An 18,976-nucleotide genomic window follows, 5' to 3' on the forward strand; every position below is an offset into this window, starting at 1 on the left:
GCCGTCACAGATCGCGCGCCTCGCGCCGCGCACGCCTTCGCTCGGCGTACGCTGATCCTTTCAGGCGAAAGGAGTCATCATGCGCGAGATATCTGGTTTGGCAAAGTTCGGCTACTTCTGCGTGGGCCTGTTCGGCGGCCTCTTCGGCGTGCTTGCGGCGTGGTTCATGGGCAAGGACGGATGGGGCTGGAGCGAGGGCGGCAAGCTGTTCGCCTGGTTCGGCTGCCTGTTCTGGCTCATCGTGTGGGTCATCATGGTAATCACCGGCGGCATCGCGACGCTGCTCGGCGCGATATTCTAGCACCCACCAGCGCGAGCCCTGCGCAGAGCGCGAGCGACGCCGCAACGCGCCCACCTGCGTGGTCTCCCGTGTGAGCGAGGGGCTTGGCAACTGGCGTGGTGGCCGCCGGGCTCGCGTTCGCGGCTTTCTGCTCGAACACGGCGAACGGCGACAGCTCGTCGACGCTCATACGTGCGCGACCGTTCTGCACGGTGGTTTTCGCCCGTTCGACCGTGCCGTCGGCTTTCCCGTGGGCGAACCACAGCGTCTTGCCCTCGTACGCTGCACCAACCGTAAAGGTGACGGACAGCTTGCCGGTATGCGCCACGGCTTCGCCTGCCGCGTTCACCACGGCCACGTTCGCGCCCGCAACAAGCCCTCCAACCTGGTCGGATGCCGCCGCAAGCTCGGCAACCTGCTCGTCGCTCAGCGCCGAAAGCGCCACGGACGCCTCGTCGTCTGTCGAAAACGCTCCTGCAACTTCGACGGTCGTGTCGCCGAGGGACGCGGACAGCGCGCGCTGCGCGTAGCGGCCTTCCACGCTCACGGCGGCTGTCGGCACGCCCTCCTCGCCTGCATACGCCGCCCGCACCGTGTATGAAACGGGCGCGTCTCCGATGTTTTCGGGGAAGGCTATCGTGGCCGTACGCGCGGACGGATCATCGGACGGGTCGCTGCTTGCGGTGGCCCAGGCGTCCGCGATGCGCGTGCCCGCCTCGTCGTAGACGCGCAGCTCCACGCCGTCGAAAAGATTCTGTCCCGCGACGACGAATTCGATCGTTCCACCCTCCCGGCCCAACGTGGTGACCTCGGGCGTCAGCGACGTCACCTGCGCTTCGGGCATGTCCACCGTCACCTTCATGACGTCGGACGCGTCGTCGTCCACAACCAAGGCGATGCCGGACGCGATGCGATCGGCGGGCGCCGCGCAGCCGTTGTGCAGCAGGGGCGATAGCTCGTCCAGGTCGAATGCGGCGAAGGTGTCGGCGTTGTAGAAAGGCCGGTACATGAGCGGCGAGTTGTCGTACGCCGGCAGCTCCAGATAGACGGGCATGACGCCGGGTCGGTGGTCGACGGTGTTCACGGTATTCTGGAGGGAGGGGTCGGCGGCTTGCAGGTCCCGCTCGCTCGTGATGGTCTGGTCGATGTGCCAAACCACAATGCCGGCAGTGTCGCTGTAGAAGGCCGGGTCGCCCTCATCGCCCGCATCGCGATAATAGGTGGTCAGTCCCTTGTCGAAGCTCTCGTACTGACGGTTCTCCACGAGGAAGTATTCCCCGTCGGAGGACGTGGGGATGCGCAGGCAGCGGTATCCGTTCTCGCTCCAAAACGAGGAAACGTCGTAGGTGCCGTCGACGGCCACCGTGGTCGGCTCGATGTAGCCGAGCGTTTCCAGGCAGTACGCATCCATGCTACTGGGCGCGAAGGCAAGCGTTCCGTCGTCTTCGGTCCATCTTCCCCAGCTGCCGGTTGCCATCAGGCTTGCTGCGTACACGTCGTATGGTATCCACGGATATGTCCCGATGGTGGCATCGGGGTCGGAGGCGGTTGCATTGACGTCGTACAGATCGGGAAGCCCCAGGTAGTGCCCTAATTCGTGCGATACGGTGCCGACGGACATCGGCTGGGCAGGGATGCCCGCATCTTCTGCGTACAGGGTCTCGCCCATGGTGATGAACGAATCGAGCGCGACGCCGTCAACAACTTCGGGGTGGGGGTTGCTGTCGTCCATGCTTCCCAGGTTCCATTGGAACGCCCAGGTGGCCGGGCTGCTCGCACCGGCGGACGCCTCGTACCCGGCGTTGATGAACAAGATGCAGGCCTCGGTCTTGTCGAGCACGCCGTTGCTGTTCGTGTCGTAGGCGGAGAAATCGATGTACGCGGAAGCCTTGTGCAGCGCTTCCGCGTAGGCTTCGCGCATGTCGGCCGCCACGTCCTCTTCGCGTGGCGACTTCCAGTTGCCGTGGTTGCGATCGAGCGTGACGTGGATGATGCCGTCGCCGGCCTCGTCATACTGGTTGGTGTTGCCGTCCACGCCCTGTGCGCTGGTTTCGGCTGTGGCGGGCACCCAGGAAAACTGCCCGTTGGACATGGTGGCGTAGAAGTTGGTGATGCTGTACTCGCCGCCGTAGAGCTGCTCGTACCAGTCGTAGTCGTCGCGGTAGCGCTGATCGGCAGCGGTCCACGTGCCGCCGTTCGCGATGATCTCGGTGTCGTCGGACTCGCCGGTGTCGAAGCCTATCACGATGGTGATGAGCGGCAGCGAGGTTTCGGTCTGTACCGTCGAGCGCAGGCCGAACGTGCCAGCATCGGACGACCCCTGCGCGGCTTCGATGTCGGCAAGCGTCACGACGTCGCCCGAGCCGCGCGCAGTGTCGGCGTAGCCCGAACCGCCCAATGCGGCATAGGTTGCCTTGCTCGCATCGCCCGCCAGCGATGCGGCCGTCAGCGCGCTTGCGGGTGCGGCCTCGTCGGCGCGCGGTCCCAACGACCATGCCGCGCCCTCGTCCACCACGTAGTACCACGTCTGATCGGCGCTGTCCTTCTGCACCAGATGCCCGTCGGCGGTTTGGACGTAGCTGAAGTGCTCGTCGCCGTGCAGGCTTGCGCGGAACGTCGCGCCGTCGGGTTGAGCGAACCTCTGCTCGATGTCCAACGCGGGCCCGGCAAGCGCGACGGAAGGGGTCAGGCAGCAGACGAGGGCGACGGCGACGGCAAGGGCCGATGCGCACGGCCACGCAAACGGGACGCGCTTGATCGCGCCGTCTCTCCGGAACAGGGTGCATCTCATGAGGTCTCTTTTCGCAGGCGTTACACGTACGTCGCGGGTAGCGTATCACAGGAAGCGGAGCTATGGCGGGATGGTATTCCCGACAATTCGGCGGGCTCGATCGTGTTACCCTTTGACGGATCGAGCCGCCCGACGAAGGGAACCCTCATGAACCGAAGTGCGCATCGGGGCGACAGCCTCACCTGGAAAACCACGGCGATGGCTGCGGTGCTTGTCGCGTTGGTGGCGGCTGCGGCGCTGCTCTCGGCTTGCGCCCAGGACAAGCCCAACGGCGCAGCCGGCCAGTTCGCCGTCGCATCGCCGGCCATACCGCAGAAGGCTGCGGAAGACGATCCCGATTCGTGGCTGAACACGCTTGAGGAAAATCCCGTCGACCAGGCGTTCGTCGATTCGCTTTCGGCGTTCGCGTATCGCAGCTCGGCCTCGGTGCTCGGCGGCGACGCTTCGGCCGATGCCCCTGCCGACACGCCTGTGAACCGCACGTATTCCCCGCTCAGCCTGTACTACGCGCTCGCACTTGCCAACGAAGGCACGGCGGGCGCCACGGCCGACGAGATCGGCGCCGTGCTCGGCGCGCCCGCGGGCGCGGACGTGGCGCAGCAGTGCGGCAACCTGTTCCGCACGCTCGCAACCGACCCGTTCTCCACCGTCGACCTGGCGAACTCCATCTGGATGGCGAAGGGCAATCCCTTCGAGCAGTCGTTCATCGACACGGCGGTGCAGCAGTTCTACGCCACGCCGTTCTCGGTGGAATTCGGCACCGACGCCACCGACCAGGCCATCGCCGCGTGGATTGCCGAGAACACGGGCGGCACCATCGAGCCCGACGTGAAAACCGACAGCGACCTGCTGCTGTCCATCATCAACACCATCTACTTCAAGGGCGGCTGGACCGACACCTTCGACACCTCGAACACCGCGCCCGCCACCTTCCATGCTGCTTCGGGCGACGTCGAGACCGACTTCATGACGCAGCGCATCGACCAGCTGGCGAACTTCCGGCGCACCGACGACTTCCTGCGCGCCAGCCTCGGGTTCACGGGCGGCGCCACGATGACGTTCGTCTTGCCGTCCGAGGGCGTAACGCCCGCCGATCTGCTGGCCGATGAGCAGCGCCTGTCTGCCGCCTTCGAAGTCGACGCGAACAAGGACGAGTACGGCTTCGTCACCTACGTGGTGCCGAAAGCCACGTTCGACACCACGTTCGACCTCATCCCGGCGCTCGAGCGCCTGGGCATGCAGACCCCCTTCAGCGACGAGGCCGACTTCTCCAAGCTCACGTCCACGCCGGCCTATATTTCCATGGTGAAGCAGGAAAGCCACGTGAGCTGGGACGAAGAGGGCGCCGAGGCCAGCGCGTACACGAACATCGGCATCAGCGAGATGTCCGCGATGGCCCCCGAAGGCGAAGAGGTCGAGCTGCGCCTCGACCGCCCCTTCCTCTTCCAGATCACGTCGTCCCAGGGCATTCCGCTGTTCATAGGCGTCTGCGGCAACCCCGCCGAAACAGCGTAGCGCCATGCAAAAAAGCCCCCGGTTGATACCGGGGGCTTTCGTTTGCGGATGGTGCCCGAGGCGGGATTTGAACCCGCACGTCTAGGACAACGGTTTTTGAGACCGCCGCGTCTGCCATTCCGCCACTCGGGCGCAACACGAAAGTATACCGGATGCCCCGTAAACCGTCGAGCAGAAATACCAGCGTTCGGCGACAATCACTCAACATATGCATGATGCGCTGGCATGTCGATTCGGCAACGGTCATAATGGAACGATCTTCGCCGCGCGGCCTGATGGCTGCGCCGGCACCCTAACGCGCCACGCGCATTGAGAGTCGGGAGGCATCATCTATGGAGCATGAAGGACTTACCAAGAAAATCGACGCGTATCTCGAGGAAAACTGGGAGACGATGGTCAACGACATCACGACGCTCGTTCGCATTCCCAGCTTCGAAGAACTCGACAAGGCCGCCGAGGGCGCCCCGTTCGGCCCCGGCCCGAAGGAAGCGCTCACCGCAGCGCTCAAACTGGCTGCCGACATGGGCTTCCAGACGCACGACGCCGAGGGTTACATCGGATTCGCCGACTTCCCCGGCACGAGTGAGACGCAGCTCGGCATCATCGGCCATATGGACGTCGTGCCCGCCGGCCCCGGTTGGAACTTCGAGCCGTACGCGGTCACGCGCAAGGACGGCTACCTCGTCGGTCGCGGCACGCTTGACGACAAGGGTCCGAGCGTTGTCGCGCTGCACGCCATGAAGTTCTGGAAGGACCTGCAGGATGAGGGCGCGGTGTCGCAATTCCCGTACACCATCCGCTTCCTGTTCGGCGCGAACGAGGAATCCGGTATGGCCGACGTGCAGTACTACCACAAGCACTACGAGGACCCCGCGTTCCTGTTCACGCCCGATGCGGAATTCCCCGTGTGCTACGGCGAAAAGGGCGGCTACGACGGCGTCATCACCAGCAAGCCCATCCAGGAATGCGCCCGCGTCATCGCCGAGTTCGAGGGCGGCGCGGCCACGAACGCGGTGCCCGGCATCGCCCATGCAGTGGTGAAGGCCGAGGCCAGCGAACTGCCGGCCGCAGATCGCATCACCATCACCGAGGCTGGCGCGGGCCTTGCGCGCATCGAGGCCGCGGGCAAGGGCGCGCACGCCTCCACGCCGGACGAGGGCGTCAACGCCATCGGGCTCATCGTGGACTATCTGTTGGCGAACGGCCTGTGCGGCGCCGACGAGCGCGCGTTCCTCGAGCTCGACCAGAAGCTGCTCAACCACACCGACGGCAGTGGCATCGGCATCAAGAGCTCCGACGAGTACTTCGGCGCGCTCACCGTCATCGGCGGCACCATCAAGCTGGAAGGCGACCGCTTCGTGCAGACGCTCGACAGCCGTTTCCCCACATCCATCACGGCCGACGAGATCAGCGAGCGCCTGCGCCAGCTCACCGACGAAATCGGCGGTTCCTTCGAGAACACGCTGCTCATGGAGCCCTTCCTGGTGAAGCCGGACACCCCGGTGATCCAGGCGCTGCTGAACGCGTACAACGAGGCCACCGGCGAGGACGCCAAGCCGTTCACCATGGGCGGCGGCACGTACGCGCGCGAGTTCAAGAGCGGCGCCAGCTTCGGCCCCGAGAAGCCGTGGATCAAGGACCCCGAATGGGTGGGCATGATGCACGGCCCCGACGAGGGCGTGAGCGAAGACCTGCTCAAGCAGTCCTTCAAGATCTACGCGCTCACGTTGGACAAGCTCATGCAGCTCGACCTGCAGTAACGAACGATTCCGACTGCGCCCCAGCAGCTTCGCGCGGCTGGGGCGCTTCTGTTTTGAAAGGTGGTTCCCATGCCCGAACTCGATACCGTACCAACCGACTTTGCGCCCGCCATCGGCATCGCCCCTGCCGAAGGCCTCGAGAACGAGGTGGGCGGCCGCATCGTGCTCGAGGGCCTGCCGAACACGCGCGATGTGGGCGGCCTGCCCACCGCCGACGGGCGCTTCGTGAAGCACGCGCGCCTGCTGCGCTCCGGCGCGCTCGACCACGCCACCACGCGCGACCTCGAGGTGCTGCTCGACGACTACCACGTGCGCACGGTTATCGACCTGCGCACCGCCGAGGAGCGCAAAGAGCATCCCGACCCGGAAGACGGCCTGATGGGCGTGCGATTCGTGGACGCCCCGGTGCTCAGCACGGCCGCGTTCGGCGTGACGCGCGAAGGCGGCATGATGCAGGCGCTCAAGGCCCTGCGCACGCTGCAGAAGGACCCGGCCAGCATCATGGCGGAGGTGTACGAGCGCATGATGCTCGACGAGAAGAGCCAGCAGGGGTTCGCGCAGTTCTTCGACGACGTGCTTGCCACCGACGAGGGCTCCGTGCTGTGGCACTGCACTATCGGCAAGGATCGTGCCGGCTTGGCGGCCGCGCTGCTGTTGTACGTGCTGGGCGTCGAGCGCGAGGCCATCGAACAGGACTACCTGGCCACGAACAACTACGTGCAATCCGAGACGCAGAACATCATGGACGCCCTGTCGTCCTTCGGCCTCGGCGACAAGCTGGACAAGAGCATCCACGTGATCAACTCCGCCGACCCGCGCTTCCTGAAGTCCGCGCTCGACGCTGTGGAGCAGCACTACGGCAGCGTGGACGCGTTCGTGCGCGATCAGCTCAACGTCACCGACGAGAAGCGCGACGCCCTTCGCGCGCGCTACCTGACGGACAACCCGCAAGGGTAACGGCGGCGGGGTGGCGGCGCGTTTGCGGCGGCTGAGCGGCGGTCGGCGGTTTTTCGTCGCCGGGTTGATCCTATCTTCCGGCTTTTGCGCGGTTTCGGCGTTCCTTGATTTATAATGAGTGCACGATAGAGGCAAAAGTACGGAAGGTAGGAGGCTTAGGTGTTGAAAGCGATGATCGTCGATGACGAGGCTCCTGCGCGTTCAGAGCTGAAGTTCCTGCTTGACGAACTGGGGCAGACCGAGGTTGTCGCCGAAGCTGCCAGCGTGCGCGAAGCCATCGAGAAGCTCAAAGAGTATCCGTGCGACGTGATGTTCCTCGACGTCAACATGCCCGAAGCAACGGGCTTGCAGTTGGCCGAGGCGTTGCAGCACCTCAAGTTCCCGCCCGCGGTGGTGTTCGTGACGGCGTACAGCGAGTTCGCGCTTGACGCGTTCAAGGTGAACGCTATCGACTACCTGGTGAAGCCGGTCGAAACCGAGCGCTTGTCGCAGGCCATCTCGCGCGTGCGCGAGCATGTGTCGCTGCACGTGCAGGCGCAGAAGTCCGAGCGCATCCCCGTCGAAAAGGGCGGCAAGAAAATCCTCATCGGCATCGACAAGATCCGCTTCGTCATGGCGCGCGACGATTACGCGTACCTGCAGACGGACACGGACCGCTACTTCTCCACGGTGAGCCTCGCTCAGCTGGAAAAGCGCCTCGACGGTCACGGGTTCTTCCGCGTGCACCGCGGCTACCTGGTGAACCTGTCGATGGTGGAGGAGATCGAATCGGTGTCGGGCGGCACGCTGCTGCTCACCCTCAACGCCGTGGACGAGAAGATCCCCGTCTCCCGCCGCCGCGTCTCCGCCCTGAAGAAGGCGCTGGGGCTGTAGCGAACCTGCAAGAATGTTTCACGTGAAACATTCGTTCTATAGCACGAAGCAAACGGGCCCGGAAGCAGCTGCTTCCGGGCCCGTCTCGTGTGCGGTGTGCAAACGTTCTAGTAGGCCGTGAAGGAGGACTTGGGGGCCAGGCAGATGGGGCAGGCGACGAAGTTCTCGCCCTTGTGGATGTAGCCGCAGATGGGGCACAGGTAGTACTTGCCGTCGAACGGGGTGTCGATGGTGGTGTAGGCGTCCAGGTACATCTTCGCGTGGTACGCCTCGGCAAGCTTGGCGCGCGTAAACACCTGCACGGCCTTGTTGTTGCCCTCTTCCTGCGCCTTCTTGATGAAGGCCGGATACATGTCGGACGTCTCGTAAATCTCGCCGTTTGCGCCGGTGATCAGGTTGAGATCGCTCGCCTCGCCCTCGATGGTGGGAGGCTCGGGCTTCTCGGTGGCAGGGTCGATTTCCTTGGCCAGGTCGTACTCGAGGCCGATGTGGATCTTCTCGGCGTCGGACGTGCACTGGAACAGGCGGGCCAGAACGTCGAAGCCTTCCTTCTCGGCAACCTTGGCGAACGCCTCGTACTTCGTGGTGGCGCCCGTCTCGCCCGTGATGGCGGTCATGAGGTTCTCGTAGGTAGTGCCGACGGTGGTCTTGCTCTCGGTCACCACATTGAAGTTGCTGGCGGTGCTTGCGTCGGGCATGGCCTGCGGGTCGAGCACCTCGGCAACGTACTCGCTGTTCGCGGTGGCCCCGGCGTCGGTCTTGGCAGCGTCAGCGGCAGGCTCGGCCTTGGCTTCGGGCTTCGCTTCGCTGGCACAGGCGGCCAGAATGCCCATCGTCGAGATCGACATAGCGCTGACGGCAGCACCTTTCAGCAGATTCCTCCGTGTGATATCGGACATGGTTCCTCCCTCGTCTCCCTGACGGGCCTCCTCTTTGTACCCGTCGATAAACGATACTATATCCCAATAAGTAATAAGAATCAATAGTGAACTGCAACAAGTTTGGTTATAGTTCGCGACGAGCCGCGCACACGTTTCATCCACAATTCCATCACGGCCCTAAAGGGAGTGGGCACGTTTCGTCACCGTTTGCTAGAATGGAGGGAATTACGCTGAAAGAAGGTTGTATGCTATCCGGTGATGTAGAAAAACTCTACCCTTCCGCGAAAACCCTCGTGAAGGACTGCGTTGCCAGCCGCATCCACGACAAGGATGCGAGCCTGTACTGCTTTTCCGACGAAGCGCGTGCATGCTCCGAAAACTACATGGGGTGGACGGACCTTGCCAGCAATCCGCCGTATTCCCTGCGTGACATCCAAGATTTCGCCGATTCGATCATCGCCCAAGGGCTGAAGACGGTCGTGCTCATCGGTCAGGGCGGCTCGACGCAGGCGCCCATGACCATCACCAAATACAACAAGCCCGACTCCTCGAAGATCACGTTCAAAACCCTCGACTCCGACTCGCCGGTGCGCGTTCGCGCCATCCTGGCCGAGGCGAAGCCGGAAACCACGCTGTTCGTGATCTCGTCGAAGAGCGGCGGCACCATCGAGCCGCGCCTCGCCCTGCGCGCCGTGCGCGACGCCGTGGCCGACCGCATCAGCGAAGAGGAGCTCGTGCAGCACCTCGTGGCCATCACCGATCCCGGCTCCATGCTCGAGCGCCAGGCGCGCGAGGAGGGGTGGGCCGCGGTGTTCTCCGGCGAACCCACGGTGGGCGGCCGCTTCTCGGCCCTTTCCGTGTTCGGCCTGCTGCCGGCGGCGCTTGTGGGCATCGATCTGGAGGAATTCATGGCGCACGCCATTGACGCCGAGCGTCAGTGCAGCGAAGACGCCATCGACAATCCGGCCATCGGCCTGGCGTCGTTCCTCTACGACAACTACCTGCAGGGCCGCAACAAGTTCACGTTCCTCACGCCGAAGCGCGGCCGCGTGCTCGGCCTGTGGATCGAGCAGCTGGTGGCCGAGAGCCTGGGCAAAGATGGTCAGGGCATTCTGCCGAACATCGAGATCGACTCGCTGCTGCTCACGAAGGACCCGGGCGACCGCAGCGTCATCATGTACCTCACGCGCACCGACCTGTGGGACGAGCGCCGCAACTTCGAGATGAGCCTGTCCTACATCGACCCCGCCATCCCGCGCGCCAACTACAAGATCGACACGGTGGAAGAGCTTGCCGAACACTTCGTGATGTGGGAATACGCCATCGCCATGTGCGGCTACCTCATGAAGATCTGCCCCTTCGACCAGCCCGACGTGGCGTCCGCGAAGGCCGTGGTGCTCGACATCCTCAAGGAGGGTCAGCCCGAGCCCGACTTCGTGCAGGACTTCATCGACGACGTGCACATGGGCGAGGTGGAAGTGCGCCTCTCGCCGTGCTTCAAGGATTGCAACGACGTGCGCAGCGCGCTGCGTGCGCTGCTGACCAGCATCCAACCGGGCGATTTCTTCGCGCTCAACGCGTTCTTGCCGTTCACCGGCGAGGGCCGTCGCGAAGCGCTCGAGACCATCCGCCACGGCGTGGCCGAAAAGCGCGGCGTGGTATCCTGCCTCGAAGTGGGCCCGCGGTACCTGCATTCCACGGGGCAGCTGCACAAAGGCGGCCCGAACTGCGGCGTGTTCCTCATCTTGTCGGCCGACGAGCTGAAGGACATCCCGCTGAAGCAGGAAGCCGAGAGCCTGGGCTCGCTGGCGAAGGCGCAGGCGTCGGGCGACCTCGTGACGCTGGCCGATCGCGGACGGCGCGTGGTGCATCTGCACCTGCCCGACAACTCGGGCGTCACGCTGCGCCAGCTGGCCGAAGTGATTTCCGGCATCCTCGAAACGCTGGAATCTCCGTCGGCGTAAGCAGGCTGGCGACGGAGCGACATGTACACACCGAGGGCGGCCATTGTGCCGCCCTCGTAGATTACGGAGGCGTGCTCATGAAAGAAGCGCTCGATATTCAGGTCAAGGGCATCGTGCAGGGCGTCGGGTTTCGCCCGTTCGTCTATCGGCTGGCGAAGAAGTACCTGATCGACGGCTGGGTGCTGAACGCCACCGACGGCGTGTTCATCCATGCGGAAGGGGAGACGAAGCTGCTTGACGAGTTCGTCATCGAACTTTCCGAGAACCCTCCGGCGGCCTCGCGCGTCGAGGAGGTGACGCTGAAAGAAGTGCCGCTCGAGGACTTCGACTCGTTCGAGATCCGCTTCTCGGACGCCGGAACGGTGGAGAAGACCACGCTCGTGTCACCCGACCTTGCCACCTGCGACGATTGCGCGCACGAGCTGTTCAACCCGAACGACCGCCGCTATCGCTACCCGTTCATCAACTGCACGAACTGCGGCCCGCGCTTCACCATCATCGAGAAACTGCCCTACGACCGCAAGAGCACGTCCATGAAGGAATTCCCCATGTGCGAGCGCTGCGCCCGCGAGTACGGCGACCCGCTCGACCGTCGCTTCCACGCGCAGCCCGATGCGTGCTTCGAGTGCGGCCCGCACCTCAGCTGGCGCGAGCATGAAGGCGACGACATCGATGCGCCGTTGGGCCCTATCTCGTGGGGTGCCACGCGCGAGGAGAGCGACGCCATTCTGGCGCGCGCCGTCGAGCTGCTGCTGGCGGGCAAGATTCTGGCCGTGAAGGGCCTGGGCGGCTTCCATCTGGTGTGCGATGCACAGAACCCCGAAGCGGTGGCGCTGCTGCGCGCTCGCAAGCGCCGCGAGGGCAAGGCGTTCGCCGTCATGATGCAGGATGCCGAAGCCGTGCGCGCCTTCTGCGAAGTGGGCGAGGCGGAGAAGGACATCCTCACGGCCACGCAGCGCCCCATCGTGCTGCTGCGCAAGCGGGAGGACGCCGCGTTCGCCCCCGGTTTGGCCGACAAGCTGCCCGAACTGGGCGTCATGCTGCCGTACACGCCCATCCAGCACCTGCTGCTGCACGACTTTGCGGAAGCGTCCCTCTGTCATCCTGAGCGAGCGCAGCGAGTCGAAGGACCCGTCATGCTCGTCATGACTTCGGGCAACATCCATGACGAACCCATCGTGATCGACGACGAGGACGCGTACGAGAAGCTGTTCGGCGTTGCCGACGCGTTCTTGGGCCACAACCGCGCCATCCGCGCTCGCTACGACGACTCCGTCGTGCGCGTGATCGAAGCAGGAAGCGCCGGCGAAGCCGTCCAGTTCATCCGCCGAGCCCGAGGCTACGCCCCCCTCCCGCTCGCGCTGCCGCCCATCCCTTGCAGCCCGTCCGGTGCGCCGGCCCCCGTCTCCCTCTTCGCCACCGGTCCCGAACAGAAAAACACGTTCGCCCTCACGCGCGATTCCGAGGCGTTCGTCTCCCAGCATATCGGCGACCTCGAAAACGCCGAGACCTACGATGCATGGCTTCAGGCGAAGAACCGCTACGAGACCCTCTTCGAGATCGAGCCGACGCACCTCGTGTGCGACCTGCACCCCGAGTACCTCGCGTCGAAGTGGGCGCGCGAGCAGAGCGAGAAGCGCGGCCTGCCCCTCACCGAGGTGCAGCACCATCAGGCGCACATCGTGTCGGTGATGGGCGAGCACGGGCTGACCGGTCCCGTGTGCGGCATCGCGTTCGACGGCACCGGCTACGGTATGGACGGTGCCATCTGGGGCGGCGAAGTGCTGCTGTCGAACCTGTCGGCATTCGAGCGGTTCGCCAACTTCGCCTACGTGCCCATGCCGGGCGGTGCTGCGGCGGTGAAGCATCCGCTGCGCATGGCCTATGGCGTGCTGTGGGCGTTCGACCTGCTGGAACACCCCGGCGCTCAGCAGGCGCTCGCCGCATTGGGCGAGCAGGCGGCAATCTGCGAGCAGATGATCGACCGCGGCATCAACACCCCCATGACATCCTCCGTCGGACGTCTCTTCGACGCGGCAAGCGCCCTCCTGGGAGTCTGCACGGAGCCCACCTACGAAGGAGAGCCCGCAATACTGCTAGAAGCCGCGATCGGAGAAGGGGAAGCGCCCTGCGCCCCCTCGTCATGCGCGCCCGCTCCTTGCGCCGCGGATGAGGCATATGAACCAGCCACCCCTCCTCGCGGCGCAATGGGGGGAGATGCGCTCGCAATGGGGGGAGATGCGGGCGCAATGGGGGGAGATGCGGTCGCCTCGGGGGAAAGCGCCTCGGAGGAGTCCACCTACCCTCTCGCCGTCGTGAAAAACACGGCGACCTCCACGAGCACCGCGCAGGATACTTCGATCGTCCTGTTCGATGCGGCCCCCACGTTCGCCGCGCTGCTCGACGACCTCGCTGCGCAGGTGCCCACGGTCGTGATCGCGCGTCGCTTCCACGATGCGTTCGTGCAGGCCATCGTCATGGCGGCCGAGCTGGTGCGCAGCGTGTACGATATCAACACGGTGGCGCTGTCCGGTGGTGTGTTCATGAACCGCTACCTGCTGGAGCATTCCCTCGCGCAGCTCGAATCCGCCGGTTTCACGGTGGCCGTCAATCGCGACCTACCGCCTAACGACGGCTGCATTTCGTTCGGCCAAGCTGTGGTAGCATGGGCCTCGAACAACGAAGAAGGAGAACAGCCATGTGCTTAGCCATACCTGCAAAAATCACGGAGATGAAGGACAACCGCCTGGCTACCGTGGACATCCTCGGCGTCACGCGCGACATCTCGATCGACCTCACGCCGCAGGCGAACCTCGGCGACTTCGTGCTCGTGCACGCCGGATTCGCCATCGAGGTGGTGGACCCCGACTACGCGCAGGAAACCATCGACCTCATCAAGCAGTTCCCCGAACTGGCAGGCGAGGATATCCCGCTCGGCGAGGTGCTGTGATGGAGCCCGATTTCGCGGCCTTCAAAGACCCCACGCTCGCGCGCGGGCTCATCGAGTCCATCGCGAAGCTGTCGCCCGCGGGCGGCGCCACGCTCATGGAGGTGTGCGGCACCCACACGGTTGCCATCGCGCGCAACGGCATTCGCAACCTCATGCCCGAGGGCACGCGCCTCGCGTCCGGTCCGGGTTGTCCCGTGTGCGTGACTTCGAACCGGGACATCGACACGGTGATCGCTCTCGCGCGCGTTCCCAACGTCATCATCGCCACCTTCGGCGACATGACGCGCGTGCCGGGTTCCACGTCCAGCCTGCTGGCAGAGCAGGCGGCGGGTCGCAGCGTGCAGATCGTCTACTCGCCGCTCGACGCGCTCACCCTGGCCGAGCAGAACCCCAACCGCGAGGTCGTGTTCGTGGGCGTAGGCTTCGAAACCACCACGCCGCTCGTGGCCATGGCCATCAAGCGCGCGGCCGCGGCCGGCCTCAAGAACTTCAGCGTGTTCGGCGCGCACAAGAACATGCCCGGCGCGCTCGAGGCCATCATCAACGACCCGCAGCTCAAGGTGGACGCGCTCATCCTGCCGGGCCACGTCAGCACCATCATCGGCGCGAAGCCGTACCAGTTCTTGGCCGAGAAGTACGGCATCCCCGGCGTCATCACCGGCTTCGAGCCGGTCGACGTGCTGCAGGGCATCGCCATGATCATGCGCCAGCTGCACGAGGGCCGCGCTGAAATCGAGATCGCCTACGCGCGCGGCGTCATGCCCGAGGGCAATCCCGTGGCGATGGCCGCCATCGACGAGGTGTTCGAAACATGCACGGCCCTGTGGCGCGGCCTGGGAGAGATTCCCGGCTCGGGCTACCGCATCCGTGAGGAGTACGCGCAGTTCGACGCCGTCCGCCGCTTCCAACCCGACATCGAGCCCACGCAAGACCCGAAGGGCTGCCGCTGCGGCGACGTGCTGCGCGGCATCATGGCGCCGAACGAGTGCCCGCTGTTCCGCACCGTGTGCACGCCCGAGAACCCCGTGGGCCCCTGCATGGTGTCCAGCGAAGGCAGCTGCGCCGCCTACTTCCGGTACTACTAAGGAAGCAGAGAAGGGCGGCGAACCTCCCGAATGTTTCACGTGAAACATTCGTTCGCAACCATAAGGCGGGCCGAAGAAATGCTTCGGCCCGCCTTGCTTTCCTACGCTGCTGTATTCCCCAGAGCGCTCTTCGCGGAGATGCGGCCGAACACGAGGCATTCGGCCACGTTGCCGCCTCCCTCGTAGTAGTGTCCCCAGATGGAGCCGAACTCGCCAGCCGAGTACAGTCCCGGAATGGCGTTTCCGTCGTAGTCGAGGATGGCGCCGTTGGCTGCACGCACGGGGCCGCCATCCGTGTTGAGGAACGACGGCGCGCACAGCTGCGCGTAGAACGGCGGCGTCTGCACCGGCACGAGCGTGCTTTCGGGGCGATGGAAGTACACGTCCTTCCCGTTCGCGCAGCATTCGTTCCACTGATCGACGGTGGTCACCAGCTCGTCAACCGGCACCTCCATGAGCGCGGCCAACTCCTCGATGGTGTTCGCCGCCAGCGCGTAGCCTTCCTTATCGGGTTCGCCCTTCGTGGTGGAAGGGGGAATGGCGCCTTGCGCCAAACCCTCGGCATCAAACAGGAACCATGCTTTCGAAGGCATGGGCAGATGCGGCCACTCGCCGCCGAACTGCATGTGGCCGTGCCGCGACCCCACGTGCACGCTCATATCGGACATATACGGGTACTTTTCGCGTACGTTGTAGCCGTCCCAGTCCATGTAGAAGCGGCGGCCGTTCACGCCGACGGTGATGCCGAAACCCTTCGGCGCGGGTTTGAAGATGGGCGGGTTCGTGTACGTGGTGTTTTCCAGGTCACGTCCGGCCATCCAGAACCCGGCGCAGTTGTTCATGTGCCAGAAATCGGCGCCGATGCGCGCGCAGATGCGATGTCCGTCGCCCGTGTTGAGGGAGCCCGCTGCGGGTACGGCAGCTCCCTGGCCCAGATAATTCTGCATCATCTCGGGGCTGTGCTCGAAGCCTCCCAAGCACAGAATGACGCCGCGCTTTGCGCGGATGTACGTGGGGGTTTTCTCGCCCGCCACGATGCCCACGATGGCGCCGGATTCGTCTTGCACGAGGTCAACGAGCGGCGTGGAGGTGCGGTAGTCCACGATGTCGCTGTGTTGTGCGACGGCGTCTTGCAAGAACACCTGCACATGATCGGGTCCCTTCACCTCCACGTCCGTGTTCTTTCCAATGGCGAAGTAGCCGAACGCATAGGAGTTTTCCAGCTCGTGATATTCGGCGTTGCGTTCTTCGGGGTCGGTTGTGGGCTCGGTGATGCTCATCTCCTCTTTGTTGGCGCCCATCTCGATTACCCAGTCGTATATCTCGCCGAGACCCTGCGCATACGCTTCCAGCACGTCGTCGGGCGTGGTGCCGTGAGAGAGCTCCTTCATATACGAGCTCATGGCCGCGACGTCTTTTGTCCAGATGGCGTCGCCTTTGCAGAAGGGGCTGTTGCCACTCGGCGTAGAGCCCTTCTCGATGAGCAGGCAGGACGCGCCGTTGCCCTCGGTGGCAACCGTCAGCGCCGCCGCGTTGCCGGCGATGCCCGCGCCCACCACGATGACATCGAACTCCTCGTCCCACGTAATGTCGCCCGCCTTCGCGGTTGCGTTCCCGCTGCCCGTTGCGCTCGGCGCGCATCCGGCCAAGCCCATGGCGGCCGCCCCCGCAAGCGCGATGCTCGCGGTTTTTACGAAACCGCGCCGCGTTTGCGTATGCGTGAGCGCCTGCGTGGGCTCTGTCGATTCGCATGCTCTGTTGTTCATAACCTCTCCTTGATCGACGATGAAGCAACAACTGCTCGATCATCGTCTTTTGCGCGGGGCTTGCCTATCGCCGAAAAGGGAGAACTTGCTGATCAGGGGCATCCCCAAAACGGATGATGTTGCGCTGGGCGGAGGGCGGTCGTATGATGGGGCCACTGAAGCCGGGGAGGGGACACGTTCTGAGCGTTATCAAACACTACTGCACCGCCTGCTGCGTTGCCGTGGGGTGGGCTTTGCTGGCTGCCTGGGCCGACTTGTTCGGTCACTCGTCGGGCTTTGCCTTGTCGTATTCGGGGCTCACGGAATTGGGCAACATGCGCGTCTATTGGCTGGTGGGCTTGCTCTTGCTCGCTGCGGCCATGGCGGCAATCCCCCGTCAGTTCGAACGCGCGAAGAGCACCTTGTTTTACTGCATGCCCCTGGCGGCTTCGTTCGGTACGATGGCGTTCGCCATTGCTGCGCAACAGACGTTTTTCGCGCCTGAAGTGGTGGCGTTGTTGGGCATCGTCGTGGCTGGCGCGGGATACACGTGGTTCACGTGCCTGTTCTGCGGCATGCTGGCCGAGACGCAAAGCATGTCGTGCGCCGTTGGCAGCATCGTAGCCAGTTTGGCGCTGAAAACAGTGCTCGTGCAGATGTGTACGGGTGCGTTGCCCGAAGCCTCGCAGGTGGGGTTGGCCATCCTGCTGCCGTTCGCCATCGCGGCGTTGGCAGCGGCGGCGCGACGCGGCGAGCGCACTCGTGTGGAGTCCGATGAATGGAAGCCCGCTCCGGACGCTTCCGCGTCGTATCGCTATCTCGTCCCCCAGATTCTCGTGGGGGCGCTCGCGGTTGCCACGACGCGCGTTTTGACGCCCCTCGGCTTCTTCGGCGATCCGCTTAATCAGTTCAGGGATGCTATCCCGACGGCTATCGGAACGGTGTGTGTGGCGGCGGTGCTCGTATGCCTGGGATACTTCGTGCTGGTCAAGCGGGTGAAAACTCATCTTAATCGCCGCTTCATGCCGGCATTCCTCGTGGTGGTCATCGCGTTCTTCGTCACGGCGCTCGCTCCGTCGTCGTCGGGCCTCGTGGCCGCCGCCGCGGAAGTGTTCATTACGGCGGTCGAGGCGTTCACCCATGCGCTGTTTTGGACGCTTGCCGTCACGGCTATTCGCCTGAAGGGTGCGTCGCCGTTTCGCGTGGTGGGCTTATCCACCGGCTTTTACGACGTCGTGTCTATCGTGTGGGTGGCGGCATTCTTCAGTATGGGCGTGGTGAGCAATGCCGTTATTCTGCTGGTTGCTCTCGTGCTGGTGGTGTTGGTCATGTGGCTCATTGATCGCGGGGGAGGCGAGGAGGGTTCCGCGGTGCCTCCCGAGACGATGGTGGACCGTCGTGCGGATGTCGCTCAGCGCTACGGCTTGTCTCCGCGCGAGACGGAAGTATTCATGATGTTGGCACAGGGTCGTTCGCGTGCATTCATCAGTGAGGAATTGGTGCTGTCCGAAGGAACGGTGAAAACGCACATCTCGCATATCTACGCGAAGCTTAACGTGCATGGGCGCCAGGAAATGTTCGATCTGCTTCTTGCCGAAGACGAATCGTCAGCCGCGTGATTCCCAAGTGTGGCGGAAAAATATACGGATGGTAAATTGAACCTGTTGCTTGTGCACACCATATGTTCGGCAGCGCACTCATGTTCGGTGCGTCCCGTGCATGACTTTTGAGATTGATTCCATCGCTATACAGAACGAGGGAATCAATTGCCAATATTATCCAATATTGGGCCAAAAACTGCATAAAGTGTAAATATGCAGGTTACTCAATTTTTGTGCATTTGAACAATTTGCTTATACGTTTTGCTCAAATGTCTACGTAATTTCCTGTTGCAGATGAACAAAAAAGATGGTATAACTGCGTCATCGGCAAATCTCGAAGGACTTGCCACGACGGGCTCGATGTCGCGGCACGTTCTCCTAGAAAGCTGCAAGGTTTGTAGTTGTGCCATCTATAGGTAGCGCCGGAAGCGCTGCCGGAGAAAGGAGACTGTCATGGCGAAGATAGTCAGCTCTTGGAACGACTGGGATCCGCTGAAGCGCGTCATCGTCGGCCGCTGCGACTACTCGATGATCCCGCCCGAGGAGCCCGCGACCTCCGAGAAGGTGCCCGTCG

13 protein-coding genes and 1 tRNA gene are annotated in these 18,976 nt (G+C 63.9%); 10 read left to right on the top strand and 4 right to left on the bottom strand.

Features of this window, described 5'->3' with window-relative positions; genetic code table 11:
- Positions 1-79 precede the first annotated feature (79 nt).
- Entirely contained in the window at positions 80-301 is a 222-nt protein-coding gene (locus C1876_RS12290; protein ID WP_114547017.1) for a hypothetical protein, read from the top strand.
- Here C1876_RS12290 and C1876_RS12295 read toward each other — a convergent pair.
- Positions 261-3,071, bottom strand: coding sequence for an immune inhibitor A domain-containing protein (locus C1876_RS12295; RefSeq protein WP_114547018.1), 2,811 nt, complete (start codon positions 3,069-3,071; stop codon positions 261-263). The two genes, C1876_RS12290 and C1876_RS12295, sit on opposite strands and share 41 nt — an antisense overlap.
- 147 nt (positions 3,072-3,218) lie before the next feature.
- On the opposite strand from C1876_RS12295, the gene C1876_RS12300 reads away from it, so the two are divergent.
- The gene (locus C1876_RS12300) at positions 3,219-4,586 is read left to right on the top strand and encodes a serpin family protein (RefSeq protein ID WP_114547019.1); all 1,368 of its coding nucleotides are present in this window, start codon (positions 3,219-3,221) and stop codon (positions 4,584-4,586) included.
- A 49-nt stretch (positions 4,587-4,635) separates the two neighbouring features.
- On the opposite strand, the gene C1876_RS12305 is transcribed toward C1876_RS12300, so the two are convergent.
- Positions 4,636-4,718 (bottom strand) — tRNA-Leu (locus C1876_RS12305).
- Positions 4,719-4,918: 200 nt separating this feature from the next.
- Between C1876_RS12305 and C1876_RS12310 the strand changes: the two genes are divergently transcribed.
- The 3 genes from C1876_RS12310 (at position 4,919) to C1876_RS12320 (ending at position 8,176) form a co-directional block, all read left to right on the top strand.
- Positions 4,919-6,346, top strand: a complete 1,428-nt coding sequence (locus C1876_RS12310) for a Sapep family Mn(2+)-dependent dipeptidase (RefSeq protein ID WP_114547020.1) — start codon at positions 4,919-4,921, stop codon at positions 6,344-6,346.
- 69 nt (positions 6,347-6,415) lie between these two features.
- Complete coding sequence (locus tag C1876_RS12315; protein WP_114547021.1) at positions 6,416-7,303, top strand: tyrosine-protein phosphatase; 888 nt, start codon at positions 6,416-6,418, stop codon at positions 7,301-7,303.
- A 159-nt stretch (positions 7,304-7,462) separates the two neighbouring features.
- Complete coding sequence (locus tag C1876_RS12320; protein WP_009305719.1) at positions 7,463-8,176, top strand: LytR/AlgR family response regulator transcription factor; 714 nt, start codon at positions 7,463-7,465, stop codon at positions 8,174-8,176.
- A 107-nt stretch (positions 8,177-8,283) separates the two neighbouring features.
- Here the strand turns inward: C1876_RS12320 and ngr are convergent, their stop codons facing one another.
- Positions 8,284-9,024 carry a nigerythrin gene (ngr, locus tag C1876_RS12325; RefSeq protein WP_170139523.1) on the bottom strand — a complete coding sequence of 247 codons (741 nt, stop codon included), beginning with the start codon at positions 9,022-9,024 and terminating at the stop codon, positions 8,284-8,286.
- A gap of 278 nt (positions 9,025-9,302) precedes the next feature.
- Here ngr and C1876_RS12330 point away from each other — a divergent pair, with 278 nt between their 5' ends.
- The 4 genes from C1876_RS12330 (at position 9,303) to hypD (ending at position 15,056) form a co-directional block, all read left to right on the top strand.
- A complete protein-coding gene (locus tag C1876_RS12330; protein WP_114547023.1) occupies positions 9,303-11,021 on the top strand; it encodes a phosphoglucose isomerase-related protein in 1,719 nt (572 codons plus the stop codon).
- Positions 11,022-11,098: 77 nt separating this feature from the next.
- Positions 11,099-13,729: a carbamoyltransferase HypF gene (gene hypF / locus C1876_RS12335; protein ID WP_114547024.1), complete on the top strand. Its 2,631-nt coding sequence runs from the start codon at positions 11,099-11,101 to the stop codon at positions 13,727-13,729.
- A complete protein-coding gene (locus C1876_RS12340) occupies positions 13,720-13,971 on the top strand; it encodes a HypC/HybG/HupF family hydrogenase formation chaperone (protein ID WP_114547025.1) in 252 nt (83 codons plus the stop codon). Before hypF ends, C1876_RS12340 begins: the two co-directional genes overlap by 10 nt.
- Entirely contained in the window at positions 13,971-15,056 is a 1,086-nt protein-coding gene (hypD, locus tag C1876_RS12345; protein ID WP_114547026.1) for a hydrogenase formation protein HypD, read from the top strand. The genes C1876_RS12340 and hypD overlap by 1 nt, the downstream gene beginning before the upstream one ends.
- A gap of 101 nt (positions 15,057-15,157) precedes the next feature.
- Here the strand turns inward: hypD and C1876_RS12350 are convergent, their stop codons facing one another.
- Positions 15,158-16,822, bottom strand: a complete 1,665-nt coding sequence (locus C1876_RS12350; RefSeq protein ID WP_114547027.1) for an FAD-dependent oxidoreductase — start codon at positions 16,820-16,822, stop codon at positions 15,158-15,160.
- Between the two features lie 143 nt (positions 16,823-16,965).
- Between C1876_RS12350 and C1876_RS12355 the strand changes: the two genes are divergently transcribed.
- The gene (locus C1876_RS12355) at positions 16,966-18,420 is read left to right on the top strand and encodes a helix-turn-helix transcriptional regulator (RefSeq protein ID WP_158544686.1); all 1,455 of its coding nucleotides are present in this window, start codon (positions 16,966-16,968) and stop codon (positions 18,418-18,420) included.
- Positions 18,421-18,976: the final 556 nt, after the last annotated feature.

Source organism: Eggerthella sinensis (assembly GCF_003339815.1).
Classification (GTDB): Bacteria; Actinomycetota; Coriobacteriia; order Coriobacteriales; family Eggerthellaceae; genus Eggerthella; species Eggerthella sinensis.